The organism is Sulfurimonas sp. HSL3-7, assembly GCF_039645985.1.
Lineage (GTDB): Bacteria > Campylobacterota > Campylobacteria > Campylobacterales > Sulfurimonadaceae > Sulfonitrofixus > Sulfonitrofixus jiaomeiensis.
Genome location: NZ_CP147919.1, coordinates 1,526,193 through 1,538,718, shown reverse-complemented (window position 1 = coordinate 1,538,718; position 12,526 = coordinate 1,526,193). Strand labels below are relative to the sequence as shown.

The 12,526-nt window shown below is 48.3% G+C and carries 13 protein-coding genes and 1 tRNA gene; 5 read left to right on the top strand and 9 right to left on the bottom strand.

The window, feature by feature from the left end:
* Positions 1-71: 71 nt before the first annotated feature.
* Together WCY20_RS07740 and WCY20_RS07735 are read left to right on the top strand one after the other, a co-directional pair.
* Positions 72-293 carry a hypothetical protein gene (locus tag WCY20_RS07740; protein ID WP_345974084.1) on the top strand — a complete coding sequence of 74 codons (222 nt, stop codon included), beginning with the start codon at positions 72-74 and terminating at the stop codon, positions 291-293.
* A 210-nt stretch (positions 294-503) separates the two neighbouring features.
* Positions 504-1,022: a cytochrome P460 family protein gene (locus tag WCY20_RS07735; protein WP_345974082.1), complete on the top strand. Its 519-nt coding sequence runs from the start codon at positions 504-506 to the stop codon at positions 1,020-1,022.
* Between the two features lie 37 nt (positions 1,023-1,059).
* Here WCY20_RS07735 and WCY20_RS07730 read toward each other — a convergent pair whose 3' ends face one another.
* The 9 genes from WCY20_RS07730 to WCY20_RS07690 form a co-directional block, all read right to left on the bottom strand.
* On the bottom strand, positions 1,060-2,229 hold the full coding sequence (locus tag WCY20_RS07730) for a pyridoxal phosphate-dependent aminotransferase (RefSeq protein ID WP_345974080.1): 1,170 nt from the start codon (positions 2,227-2,229) through the stop codon (positions 1,060-1,062).
* Positions 2,230-2,371: 142 nt separating this feature from the next.
* Positions 2,372-2,749, bottom strand: a complete 378-nt coding sequence (locus WCY20_RS07725; RefSeq protein WP_345974078.1) for a VanZ family protein — start codon at positions 2,747-2,749, stop codon at positions 2,372-2,374.
* Between the two features lie 36 nt (positions 2,750-2,785).
* Positions 2,786-3,487, bottom strand: coding sequence for a serine O-acetyltransferase (cysE, locus tag WCY20_RS07720; RefSeq protein WP_345974077.1), 702 nt, complete (start codon positions 3,485-3,487; stop codon positions 2,786-2,788).
* A 54-nt stretch (positions 3,488-3,541) separates the two neighbouring features.
* Positions 3,542-5,371: a biosynthetic arginine decarboxylase gene (gene speA, locus WCY20_RS07715; RefSeq protein ID WP_345974075.1), complete on the bottom strand. Its 1,830-nt coding sequence runs from the start codon at positions 5,369-5,371 to the stop codon at positions 3,542-3,544.
* 129 nt (positions 5,372-5,500) lie between these two features.
* Complete coding sequence (gene hisS, locus WCY20_RS07710) at positions 5,501-6,712, bottom strand: histidine--tRNA ligase (RefSeq protein WP_345974073.1); 1,212 nt, start codon at positions 6,710-6,712, stop codon at positions 5,501-5,503.
* Positions 6,709-7,290: a dTMP kinase gene (gene tmk, locus WCY20_RS07705; protein ID WP_345974071.1), complete on the bottom strand. Its 582-nt coding sequence runs from the start codon at positions 7,288-7,290 to the stop codon at positions 6,709-6,711. The genes hisS and tmk overlap by 4 nt, the downstream gene beginning before the upstream one ends.
* Positions 7,275-7,772 carry a pantetheine-phosphate adenylyltransferase gene (coaD, locus tag WCY20_RS07700; protein ID WP_345974070.1) on the bottom strand — a complete coding sequence of 166 codons (498 nt, stop codon included), beginning with the start codon at positions 7,770-7,772 and terminating at the stop codon, positions 7,275-7,277. The genes tmk and coaD overlap by 16 nt, the downstream gene beginning before the upstream one ends.
* Positions 7,759-8,292 carry a UbiX family flavin prenyltransferase gene (locus tag WCY20_RS07695; protein ID WP_345974068.1) on the bottom strand — a complete coding sequence of 178 codons (534 nt, stop codon included), beginning with the start codon at positions 8,290-8,292 and terminating at the stop codon, positions 7,759-7,761. Before WCY20_RS07695 ends, coaD begins: the two co-directional genes overlap by 14 nt.
* A 216-nt stretch (positions 8,293-8,508) precedes the next feature.
* Positions 8,509-9,105 (bottom strand): hypothetical protein, encoded by a 597-nt coding sequence (locus WCY20_RS07690; protein WP_345974066.1) that lies wholly within the window; start codon positions 9,103-9,105, stop codon positions 8,509-8,511.
* A gap of 60 nt (positions 9,106-9,165) precedes the next feature.
* Here WCY20_RS07690 and WCY20_RS07685 point away from each other — a divergent pair, with 60 nt between their 5' ends.
* The 3 genes from WCY20_RS07685 to WCY20_RS07675 all read left to right on the top strand — a co-directional run bounded on the left by WCY20_RS07685 (position 9,166) and on the right by WCY20_RS07675 (position 12,525).
* The gene (locus WCY20_RS07685) at positions 9,166-9,624 is read left to right on the top strand and encodes a thermonuclease family protein (RefSeq protein ID WP_345974064.1); all 459 of its coding nucleotides are present in this window, start codon (positions 9,166-9,168) and stop codon (positions 9,622-9,624) included.
* Positions 9,625-9,720: 96 nt separating this feature from the next.
* Positions 9,721-9,804 (top strand) — tRNA-Leu (locus WCY20_RS07680).
* A gap of 498 nt (positions 9,805-10,302) precedes the next feature.
* The gene (locus WCY20_RS07675) at positions 10,303-12,525 is read left to right on the top strand and encodes a DNA translocase FtsK (RefSeq protein ID WP_345974062.1); all 2,223 of its coding nucleotides are present in this window, start codon (positions 10,303-10,305) and stop codon (positions 12,523-12,525) included.
* Position 12,526: the final 1 nt, after the last annotated feature.

The window sequence follows — 12,526 nt, the reverse complement described above, 5'->3', positions numbered from 1 at the left end:
GTCAAGTTAAATACTATTTCTTCAAGAAAAAAGAGATACACTACTTTGTATTCTAACTATAAGGAAATAAAATGAGTTCAAAAGCGACACTCGAGACAAGTATCCCTTTATCAGGCACTAAAAACGGTGTGATCTCAATCTCCAAAATAGAAGAACCGTATGGGACAGGCTCCAATACCGTTGCCAGTATCGGTATCTCTCTTGCGGGCAATGCAGAAGAACCGGAATGGAAAGTACATCTTCCTTTAGATAATTTAGATGATGTTATAGAAGCCCTTCAAAAACTACAATAACAAGAGGATGCACCGTGAAGGTGTATTTTCTTTTGACTTTCAACCGCTATTTTTGGCATCAACAAAAATATTTCAACCTTTTTCTGACATAGAAGAGGCGTGATACAGATTAAACAACGCAGAATATCATCACAGAAATTAGATATTACCTTACAGCTATTTTACAGATTAACTGTCTTATACTGAATAAAATAACTATTTGGAAATGTTATGAAACTTTGGTTAGCTATGGTTATATTAATCGCTATTATCCTCTCGACGACGATGTATTGTGTCCTCCCTCGTTCGCAAGGCGAACACGTCATGGTATTTCCAAAATGGAAAAAGTATTATAACCTGACGCCGGAGATCATTGACTCGGATGCCCATAATGCCTATATCGAGATCTATCTTAACGATATAGCGAAAGATGCCTATATCAACGTTGATCCGGTCTTCAAGGAAGGTGCGAAGGTCTTTAAACCTCTTTATGCCGACCCTGACGGCAAAGAGTTCGCCCGTCTTGTCATAATGGTGAAGATGGAGGCGGGTTATGACAGTGAAAACGGTGATTGGTGGTACGGTGTGTATGATGAGAGCGGCATGAAGATGTGGTATGAAGGACGGATACCTGAGTGCATAGCATGTCATGCTATGGCCAAAGAGACGGACTATATGTTTTCCCGCAGTGTGATGAAAAGGATAACGGGGATAGATACGAACGAGTTTGAAGAGTATTTAAAAGAGTAAAGGCGCTAAAAGGCGGGACCTTTTAGCAAAAAAATATCTATTTCTTGTAGTTTTTGACAAAGGCCTCAATACGATTGATTCCCTTTGTGATGTTTTCAAGACTGGTTGCAAACGAGAAGCGGAAATAGCCTTCTGCACCAAAACCGACACCCGGAACGACAGCGACCTCACTCTCCTCCAGCAGACGTTTACAGAACTCCAATGAGTCGTTTGAAAGTGCTTTGATGTTGACAAAAAGGTAGAAGGCACCGTCGGGTGAAAGCACCGAGAGACCGTCAATGTCATTAAACATCTTGACCGCTGCATCACGGCGCTCTTTAAAGGCTTTGCGCATCATCTCGATGTCTGCGTCAGCGCTGCCGTCCAGACCAGCAATAGCTGCGATCTGTGTAATCGAATTGATGTTGGATGTGCTTTGGCTCTGGAGTTTTTTCGTCGCTTTGATGAGCTCGGTGTCGGCTGCCGCCATGTAGCCGAAACGCCAACCTGTCATCGCGACAGACTTGCTTAGTCCGTTGATCGTTATCGTGCGTTTATACATATCGTCACTGATCGCAGCTGCGGAGGTAAACGTGCCTTCATAGACCAGTTTCTCATACATCTCATCACTTGCCACCAGGATATCGGTTCCTTTCAGGACTTCGGCAAGTGCAGTAAGCTCCTCTTTCGAATAGACAGCACCGGTCGGGTTTGAAGGTGTTGTCAGGATCAGCATCTTTGTTTTCGGTGTGATTGCCGCTTTAAGCTGTTCGGCAGTGATCTTGAATCCGCTTGCATCATCGGTCGTGATCTCGACCGGTGTGCCGCCGCTGTAAAGGACAAGTTCCGGGTAGGTGACCCAGAACGGCGCAGGGATGATCACTTCGTCTCCCTCTTCAATGGTCGCTTGCATCAGGTTGAAAAGAGAGTGCTTGGCGCCGTTGTTAACGATGACCTGGTTTGGCGTATAATCGAGACCGTTATCGCGTTTGAGTTTTTCGCAAACCGCTTTTTTAAGCGCAGGAATACCGTCAACAGCCGTGTATTTTGTGAAGTCGTCGTTGATCGCTTTTATTGCAGCATCTTTGATGACCTGCGGCGTTCCGAAGTCAGGTTCGCCTGCGGAAAAACTAAGTACATCTCTACCCTGTGCGCGTAACTCCTGGGCCAGAGCCGTAACAGCGATGGTGATGGACTCTGAAAGTACATTGATACGTTTGGTTAACATAGAGCGATCCCTTGATATATCTATCGGTCCGGGCTGAGAGGCCGCGGGGTAACAGAAACAAAAATAATGGCGAAATTATAGCATCTATTGCATGTTAAATTTTTAAAAATTTCTGACGAATATTATATTTTTGCAGAAATGTCTATTCGGTAAAGATATCTTTCGTGATTGATAGTTTATTGAGAAGAATCATAAGAAGGTAGCCCGTCAGTAAGCCTGCTGCATCGGCTCCCAGATCACGCCAGGAAGCAGAGCGGGTCGGAAGAAAATACTGAACTGCTTCAATTCCCAGCGCATAGGCAAAGAGGAGAATGAATGCTCTGTTTACTGCAAGAGAAGGGTAGGTACCTTTCAGGAGCACAAAGAGTATACAAAAAGCGATAAGATGGTTAATTAGATAGCTAAACGAGACAATGGCGGGCAGGGCACTGTAATCAGGTATAAAAGCAAGGAGGGCACCGGCCGGCAGTGCAATAGAAAAAAACAGTTTAAAGACAATGTTTTTGCTAAGTGGCTTCATTTTGGTCTGCTAAAACAGAGTGCAAGCGCACTGTTTTTATGTTTTGATCGCTTTCAGGAAGGAGTCGTAGATCTGCTCGAGTTTTAGATCTTCATCTAGAAGTTCCTGATTGTCTTTCATCAGGATATGTTCCAGGACGGCAACACGTTTGATCAGGTATTCAAAAAGTTCTTTATTGATGTCGGGGAGTTTATTGTGGCTGAACTGATCTTTATCGCGTCCTTTTTCAATAACATGTGCCGGTATACCGATGGCAGTCGAACCGTCCGGCACTTCCCGTACGACAACAGAGTTGGCACCGACCTTGGCATACTCGCCGATGACAATATTGCCTAGTATTTTGGATCCGGCCCCGATAACAGCGCCTTTTCTCACGGTTGGGTGGCGTTTGCCTTCCGTTAGACTGACCCCGCCAAGCGTTACTCCCTGATAGATAACGACATCGTCTTCAATAATGGTTGTTTCACCGATGACAACGCCGATGCCATGATCGATAAAGACGCGGCGGCCGATACGGGCAGCCGGATGAATGTCAATATTGGAGAAAAACTGGCTGATACCCATGATCAGACGGGCAGTTATCTTCCAGTTGGCACGGTGCAGCCGATGCGCAAGACGGTACCATGCAATAGCCCACACACCGGGATAGTTGAATATAAATTCAAATTTACTGCGAATGGCGGGGTCGTTTCTATATACGTTGTCAAAATCTTCTTTTATTTCAGAAAAGAGTCCCAAGTTCTGCCTTTTAGTGTTATCTTGCTGAAAGCCCATAGCGAGATAGTAAAAAATTTAATTTGTCGTACGCAAATATCCGTTCTGATAGAGGTACAATTCTAGTTGTTGAAGTGTATCACTTTTTTCTTCTTCTGTCGTAAAGGGGCTATTTGCCAAATTATTTTTAAGTTGGATTAATATTTGTGACTTATCGTACCCGATATCATCGAGAATATCCAGAATATTGTCCGACTCTTCAATATCATGAAGTTCATACCCCTCTTCAGTAATTTCGATACTGCACTCACTCGGATGGGTAAAGAGGTTGTGGCTCATGCCGAGGGTTTCCTGGTAGGCACCGATATTGAAAAAGGCGAGGAAATACTCCTCTTCATCCAGATCGACATCATGCAGGTAGAGCGGTGCGTTCGGATTGAACAGTATTTCGCCGTCACTGTCGCAGGTGATATCCCAGAGCGAAGCGGCACGAATCGCCGGCTCGTCGAGCTTGTTCAACGGCATGACCGGGAACTGCTGTCGAAGACCCCAGTAATCCGGCATACTCTGAAAGATCGAACTGTTAATAAGGTAGCGCTCCTGAAGACGCTCCTGAAGACGGTTCAGTTCGGCGGTACGCGACCCCTTCATCATGCGAAGTGACTTTTTGATGATCTGGTGAACCAGTATCTCTGCATTGGAGCGGTCCTGAAGGGTAATATAACCCAGATCAAAGAGAGTAAAAAGAGATTCGAGGTGATCCAGCGCATCGTGGATATACTCAATACAGTTCTCTTGTTTCAGAAGGTTGTTCAGTTCGCGAAGCTCTTCTATAAGCGGGGCATTCGTATCTGAAAACTTGAGCGACTTCTCCTGATAGTCCTGTGAAAAGAGCTCAAGAACGGGGGTGATAAGTATGGCATGCGATGCAATGATAAAACGTCCCGATTCGGTGTAGATATTTGGGTGTTCTACCCCTTTGGCGTTCATGATCTCCCGCAGTACATAGACGACGTCATTGGCAAACTCTTTAAGCGAGTAGTTGCGAAGACGATGCTGCTCATGCTGGGAATACTCAACGGCCAGTCCCCCGCCTATATTGATAGAATTGAGCGCATCAGAACCCATTCTTTTGAGCTCTGCATAGATGTTCCCGGCTTCACGAAGCGCTTTCTTCAAAGGGGCGATATCTTCCATCTGCGAGCCGATATGAAAGTGGATCATGGTAAAGTGGTCGATCAGTTGCTGCTCCTGGAGCATGGTGATCGCTTCAAGCAGTTCCGTCGCTGTCAGACCGAACTTGGCGTCCATACCGCCGCTTTTCGCCCATGAGCCTGAACCGCTGCTGTGCAGGCGGACACGGATACCGATATTCGGCGCTTTGAGATTCGAGGTGTTCGCCACTTCGATGATAGATTCGAGCTCGCCGAGCCCCTCTATGGTGATCGTAATGTTGTGTCCCATCTGTGCCGCCATAAAGCAGAGCGTCGTCATCTCGGTATCTTTAAAACCGTTGACCGTGATCGGCGAACCGATCGGGGTGTGGGCTATGGCCAATACAAGTTCCGCTTTGGAACCGGCTTCAAGACCGTAGTTGTAGGATGCGCCATACTTGATGATTGACTTGACGGCTTGCGGGTACTGGTTGACCTTGAGCGGAAAGACGGCATTAAAGGAACCGGTGTAGTTGTTCTCTTCAATGACACGTTCGAAGTTGGCATAGAGACTCTCGATCTGTTTGCCGATAAGGTGAGGAAAACGCAAGATGATCGGCCCTCGCAGACCGCTGTTTCGGATATCTTGCGTAATTTCCATGAGAGAGGGCTTAGAACCTCTGTTGATACAGACTTCGCCCTCTTTGATGATAAAGTTTTCGTTGCCCCAGATTCCAAGACCATAGTCTTTCATAGTCCAACCTCCGTGTTGGTATTGTTGTCGCCGGGTTGCGGCACTGCGAAGACCCTGCTCTCTGCGTTGATCTGCAATGCTGTAAAACCGGTCATAAGATTCCAGACAAAATGCATTCTTCTCTCCATGTCAGATGGCATCAAGCGGCAGGGTCTCTTCCGTTTTTGAAACGAGATCCTTGATCCAGATGGTCCCTTCATTGCGTTCGTTTTCACCGATGACAGCGCAGTAGCGTGCATTCACTTTGTCCGCACCCTTGAGGTGGTTTTTTAGGTTTTTGGACTTGTATTCGACAATGACCTTGTCGCTTTTTCGCTTGGCCTGTGCCGCCTTCATAATGATCGGCAGCCCCTCGTCATCCATGGTCCCCATATAGTAGCCGCTGCGCTCTACTTCCGGCATCTTGATCAACTCCAGCAGACGCTCGATGCCGATCGCAAAACCGACAGCCGGCGTCTCTTTGCCGTCCAGGAACTCGACCAGTCTGTCGTAGCGGCCGCCGCCTGCGATTGCAGACTGGGCGCCGATCTCGTCACTGACAAACTCGAAAGCGGTCTTGGAGTAGTAGTCCAGGCCGCGTACAAGGTGGGTGTCGATCTCGAAGTCGATACCGTTTTCGCTTAGCATCTTTTGCAGCACGCTGAAATCGACATCACAGCATGAACAGAGGTTGTCTATCAGTTTCGGTGCTTCGATATAGCGCTCCTGGCAGCTGCCGTTCTTGCAGTCGAGGACACGGATCGGGTTTGTGCCCTTGCGGCGGACACAGTCTTCGCAGATCTCCTCTTCTACTGCTTCGAGGAAGCTGACGAGTTTGCTACGGTAGGGCGGCATGCACTCCTGGCACCCGAGTGAGTTGAGTTTTAGTTTGTAGCTGATCCCCAGGGTGTCGAGGATATCGGCAAGCATCATGATCAGCGTAGCATCCTCAACAACCGATGCAACACCGAAACTCTCGATACCGAACTGGTGAAACTCTCTCAAACGTCCTTTCTGCGGCCGTTCATAACGGAACATCGGCCCGTGATAAAAGAAACGGTGAATGCCGCCCTGTTTGTCCAGTTTTTTCTGGATAAAAGCGCGTACGACGCCGGCAGTACCTTCCGGACGGAGGCAGATATCGTTGTCGCCTTTATCCAAAAACTGGTACATCTCTTTGCCGACAATGTCACTTGATTCGCCGACCGAGCGTTTGAAAAGGGCGGTCTCTTCCAGAAGCGGCGACTCGAAGTAGCTGAAACCGTAACGCTTTGCGATGGTCGTCGCTGTCTCAATAAAATATTCGAATCGTTCGGAATCCGGGGCGAAAATATCATTCATACCGCGAAGGGATTGAATCATTTGGTCTCCTTAATAGTGTTAATAATTTCTTGCGTGATGGCTTCTATCGGCTTGGAAGCATTGATAATGATCAGTTCTATCTCAAGTAGTCTTGCCGCCTCGATCAAAGCCTCCTGAATACCCAGCAGGTAGGCTGTACCGCGAGCTTCAATGCCGTCAAGCTCTTTTTGGGAGAGTCTGAAAGCGAGCGCTTCTTCCGATAACTGCAGCAAAAACAGTTTTTGCGGGTAGATACCGTCCGTGGCAAAGGCGTTCAGAGCAAGAATCTCTTCTTTTGAGATACTCTTTTGGACAAGAGCGTAGGCGACGCCCGAGACGACGCTGCGATCGGAGATGATCAGCTTGTCGAGATTGGGTTTGATGACCTCTTGCATATGTTCGGCGCGGTCCGCCAAAAAGAGCAGAAACTCCGCCTTGGCGCTTTGAACGCCGCCGTTTAAAACGATATCACGAATGCGCTCGCCGATCCTGGTCGCACCGGGCTCTTTGGTGATGACGGCATCCCGGCAGGCCTCTTTGAGACGCGCTATCTGCGTACTTTTGCCGGCGGTGTCGATCCCCTCTATTGCAACGTACATGATCGCATCTCTCCGATGATGGCCTGGACCGCTTCAGGCAGAAGATGGTCTGTCCTTCCGTTGAACTTCAGCAGGTTCCGTACGATAGATGAGCTGACAAAAGCGTGCTTGAGATTCGGCATAAGATAGACCGTTTCAAGGCTTTTGTCGAGCGAGTTGTTCAGGTATCCGAGCTGAAGTTCATACTCAAAATCACTGACGGCGCGCAGCCCTCGGATAATGATCTTTGCCTCAAGGGATGCCGCAAGATCGACGGTAAGGTTATCGAAACCGACCACCCGGACATTAGCCAGCTCCTCTACGGACGCTTTGACCATCCTGACGCGCTCGTTCAGCGTGAACATCGGCTTTTTATCGCGTGAGTCGGCTACCGCGACGATCACTTCGTCAAAGAGGTCGCATGCACGTTTGATGATATCGAGATGTCCGTTGGTAATGGGATCGAATGTACCGGGGTAGAGGGCAATTTTAGGATTCGTCATGATCACTCCAACGTTTATATAAATTATTTTCAATCCCGATCAGGTCAAACCACTTCCCGATCATGAAATCCTCCATCTGATCCAGGCTGTCCTGTTCGGAGTAGTAGGCCAGTACAGGCGGTGCGATAATGATGCCAAGTTTTGAAAGCTTAAGCATGTTCTCTAAAGCGATAGGCGAAAACGGCATCTCCCTTGGGGCTAAAAGCAGTTTTTTCTGCTCTTTGATCATGACGCTTGCCGCCCGTGTTGTGAGGTTGTCTGCAATACCGACGCTGATCTTCGCCAGGGTGTTCATGCTGCAAGGTATGATCAGCATCGCATCAATGCCGAAAGATCCCGAGGCTACAGAAGCCCAAATGGCTTCGTCATGGTGGCGTATAACTCGTTCTTCTTTTTCCAACACGATCTGGGCATGATCTGAAACAATAAGATGTTTTTCAACATCTGCCGGGAGAGCACGAAGCGCTTTTAGTCCAAGACTCGCACCGCTCGCACCGCTGATAGCTATAAGAACTTTCATCACACCTCGAAATCCGTCTATTGATTTTATCTGCAATAATAGCATTTTAAGCTTGATTTCCGGGCTTATTCACAATGCTAACACGATTTTTTTCTACTCTTTGCAAAAAGGAGAAAATATGGAGATGTTTCTTGAAATATGGCTGCCATTATTTCTGGTAATCGTAATGCTGATCGGGTTCATGTGGGTCGCGCAAGGTGGAAAAGGGAAGAGCCGCTAGGGTGATGCTTGTTCAGCCTGCTCCTGCAGTATCTCCAAAAAAGCCTTGATATAGTGGGCAGGGATGCTGATGTCAGATGTCAGATTATGTCGATTGACAAGTAAAAGGTCAAGACCGGAGTCCTTGACACCCGTAAGCTGCTCATAAGTAAAATCGATAGTGTACTCTTCGTAGAACTTTCCGTGACGGATAGCAGAATAGTGGGCGTCTATGTCCAATGATGCCTCTATGGCGGAGTGGACCGCTGTAAAATCCCGCCAATTATCCGACATCCTCTCCAGCCAGAGATAGTAAACCGGTTGAGCCGACTTGAAAACAGAGGCGCCGTTTTTGTCCGGCAGACGAGCAACCAGATAGAGAAGATAGCTCTCTTCAAAGCGTTTGATCTCATAGGGGAGGGTGGTGACTGTTTTTTCCTGGAACTTAGGTGCATAAGATATAATGCGATGCTCTAAAAGATAGGCTGTTGTGATCTCAGGCAGTGGCGTTGTCGTCGCCGGTTCAGGCGTCTTCTCAGCCGTGCATCCAAGCAGGAGCGGCAGGATAAGAAAGAACAGAAGTTTCTGTACGTGAGAGTGAAACGTTTTAGCCACAACACCATCCCTGCTTTAAGTGCCAAATCATACCATATCAAGAGAAAGCGACGAAATCAAATGAATAGAACCATAAGTCAGTATGTGGCGATCCTGCTGCTTGCGTCTATGCTGCATGTCACGCTTCATGCGGAATCGATCAGCAACAAGGTGTACGGCTCGGCTGTTGTCTCGGAGGTGACCAGTATCTATGACGGTGACACTTTCCGGGCTAACCTGAAGGAGTACCCCGAAATTATCGGTTATCGAATCGGGGTGCGCATCAACGGCATAGATACCCCCGAGATGCGCGGTCAGTGTCAAAAAGAGAAAGATCTGGCCCGCCAGGCAAAAGAGCTGACCGTGACACAACTGCGCGGCGCCAAAAAGATCGAACTGCGCAATATGAAACGCGGCAAGTATTTTCGTATTGTGGCGGATGTCTATGTGGATGGGAAGAGTTTGGGTGATATGCTCATCAAGCGTTCCCTTGCTGTTCCGTATGACGGCGGTCATAAAGGTAAAGACTGGTGCCAATAGGGCACTATATAGTAATCTATATACCCGGTATATTTTTTTTGAAAAATTTACACAACTTTAAGTAAAGTGTCTCTATACTTTCGTCCTCTTAAACAAGCCTGCGTGATGGAATGGTAGACATGACGGATTCAAAATCCGTTGGCGCAAGCCGTGGCGGTTCAAGTCCGCCCGCAGGTACCACCCCATAATTTTCAAGCAAATTTATATTATTGTGCAGTTTAGTAACATCTTAATCTACAGTTCTGTTCGATGTAACTACAGTGTACATTTGCCTATAAAAGCCACTTTAAGCACTCTTTTTGCTATACTCATACGAATATTAAAACAGACATTGTAGGGCACCTCTAAAAACCCCAGTCTGCCTCAGAGGGAAGAAAGAGAGATGAGATGGTGCAGAACTTTTCTTGAGTCATAGCCGTAGCTATGAGGATAGAAAATTGTGTGCAAGATCGCTCTCTTTATCCCTCCCGTAGGGCGATAGAGAGAAATCCACACTCCGCGTTGCCCCTTTTCGCCTTAGCTATGGCTAGGGCTTCAAAGGAGCGCCTTGATTGTGAACTTCTCTTTATCGCTGAGGCTAACTGGGGTTTTTAGAGGTGCCCTATACTTTAAAAGGACCTTCCCATTTTACGCGACGCACTTTTTATTACACTTTTTGGGGTTGTTTTCTATTTGGCGATGGCAACCATTCTTGGCGATTCCGGCATAATCGGCCGTTTTGGCGCTGATTTTGCCAGTTTAAATCAGGATCTTTTCGGCTACCTCTCTTATGTCTATCTGTTTGTTGCCGGTATCGGACTCTACTTCCTCTATCGTCGTCCAGGATTTGACGTAAGACGCGCGGAGATCACGGTTGCTTACATCCTTCTTTTTTTCTCTCTGCAGATCTTTCAGGCGATGGTCAGTTTCGGCGAACTCCGTGGCATTCTTGGCGCCAGCTTTGTTGATTTTACGGTTGAGTACATCGGTTTTTTCGGGGTATGGGTCTTCTTTTTGATGTCGTTTATCCTTTCGCTTGTCATGATCTTTGATAAAAGTGTCGGTGAAATGGCGCAGCCGTTGACGAGTGTACGTTTTCGCATTCCTGTACCGAGCCTTCCTGCACCGTCACATAAAGAGAAGGAAGAGGAAGAGGCGATCGATGTCAAACCTGTGCGCAAAAAAAGGACAAAGGCCGTAAAAGCAACCGAAGAGGCTATTGAAGTAGAGGCGTTTGAAGATGACCTTGATATGCCTGCTTATCTGCGAAACAGAAGCGAAGAGGAGAATGCGGTCGAACCGGTTATCCGCCGGATCAAACGTGATGAGGCCAATGACGTTCAAACGGAAGAAACAGAGCCGGAAACAGATGCGGCAGTTGACGACGGGCACCCCCACACGATAGTCGAAGCAGCGAAAAAAGTAAAAGAGCAGAAACAGGCGGTCGTTGTCAGTGAGCTTGAAGAGAACAAAAAACTGCTTGAGCAGATCGAGACAGGCAAGACGGAAAAACCGAAAAACTTCAAACTGCCGTCACTGAACTTTCTGCAAAAAGCGCCGAAGCAGGGCAATAAGGTCGATGAAGCCGAACTTGATGCCAAGATCAGCGATCTTATCGACAAGCTCCAGCACTTCAAGATCGAAGGGGATGTGACCCGCACCTATGCGGGACCGGTCGTCTCGACATTTGAGTTCAAACCGGCCGCCAATATCAAAGTCTCAAAGATCCTGAATCTCCAGGATGACCTTGCCATGGCCCTGCGGGCCGAGACGATCCGTATCCAGGCACCGATCCCGGGCAAAGATGTCGTGGGTATAGAGATTCCCAACCGTACGGTGGAGACGATCTACCTGCGGGACCTTCTTGAGAGCAAGATCTTTCAGGAAGCCTCGTCACCGCTGACGATCGTACTGGGCAAGGATATCGTCGGCAAGCCGTTTGTCACCGATCTCAAAAAGCTGCCGCACCTGCTGATCGCCGGGACAACGGGTTCGGGCAAGTCGGTTGGTATCAATGCGATGATCCTCAGCCTGCTCTATCGCAATTCGCCCGATCAGCTGCGTCTGATGATGATAGACCCCAAGATGCTCGAGTTCTCTATCTATAATGATATTCCGCATCTCCTGACACCGGTCATCACCAAAGCCAAACAGGCGATCGCTGCATTGAACAATATGGTCGCGGAGATGGAACGCCGTTACCGCATGATGAGCGAAACACGTACCAAAAATATCGAAAACTATAATGAAAAGGCGAAGAGAGAGGGGTTTGAAAGCTTCCCGTACATCGTCGTTATCATCGATGAGCTGGCTGACCTGATGATGACCAGCGGCAAGGAGGTCGAATTTTCCATCGGCCGTCTTGCACAGATGGCACGGGCTTCGGGTATCCACCTTATCGTTGCGACACAGCGCCCTTCAGTGGATGTCGTCACGGGTCTTATCAAGGCGAACCTGCCGTCGCGTATCTCCTACCGCGTGGGACAGCGCATCGACTCGAAGATCATCCTTGACCAGCAGGGCGCCGAATCGCTCCTTGGACGCGGCGATATGCTCTTTACCCCTCCGGGTGCGACCGGTCTTGTACGGCTGCATGCCCCGTGGAGTACGGAAGAGGAGATCGAGAAGATCGTCGACTTTCTGAAGATGCAGCGTGAACCGCAGTACGATAACCGCTTCCTGGCCGAAGAGGGCGCCTCCGGTGCCAAAGGCGACATCAGTGCAGAAAGTGACGAGAAGGATGAGCTTTTCGAAGAGGCCAAACAGATCGTTCTGACAGACCGCAAGACCTCGATCTCCTACCTTCAGCGCAAACTTCAGATCGGATACAACCGTTCTGCCCGTCTGATCGAACAGCTAGAGTCCCGCGGCATCCTCTCCGAACCCAACGCAAAAGGCAACCGCGAGATCGTCGGCGGCTGAG

Coding starts and splice junctions, on each gene's coding strand:
- WCY20_RS07740 (WP_345974084.1), top strand. CDS start 72: ATGAGTTCAAAAGCGACACTCGAGACAAGTATCCCTTTATCAGGCACT.
- WCY20_RS07735 (WP_345974082.1), top strand. CDS start 504: ATGAAACTTTGGTTAGCTATGGTTATATTAATCGCTATTATCCTCTCG.
- WCY20_RS07730 (WP_345974080.1), bottom strand. CDS start 2,229: ATGTTAACCAAACGTATCAATGTACTTTCAGAGTCCATCACCATCGCT.
- WCY20_RS07725 (WP_345974078.1), bottom strand. CDS start 2,749: ATGAAGCCACTTAGCAAAAACATTGTCTTTAAACTGTTTTTTTCTATT.
- speA (WP_345974075.1), bottom strand. CDS start 5,371: ATGAAAGACTATGGTCTTGGAATCTGGGGCAACGAAAACTTTATCATC.
- hisS (WP_345974073.1), bottom strand. CDS start 6,712: ATGATTCAATCCCTTCGCGGTATGAATGATATTTTCGCCCCGGATTCC.
- tmk (WP_345974071.1), bottom strand. CDS start 7,290: ATGTACGTTGCAATAGAGGGGATCGACACCGCCGGCAAAAGTACGCAG.
- coaD (WP_345974070.1), bottom strand. CDS start 7,772: ATGACGAATCCTAAAATTGCCCTCTACCCCGGTACATTCGATCCCATT.
- WCY20_RS07695 (WP_345974068.1), bottom strand. CDS start 8,292: ATGAAAGTTCTTATAGCTATCAGCGGTGCGAGCGGTGCGAGTCTTGGA.
- WCY20_RS07685 (WP_345974064.1), top strand. CDS start 9,166: ATGAATAGAACCATAAGTCAGTATGTGGCGATCCTGCTGCTTGCGTCT.
- WCY20_RS07675 (WP_345974062.1), top strand. CDS start 10,303: ATGGCAACCATTCTTGGCGATTCCGGCATAATCGGCCGTTTTGGCGCT.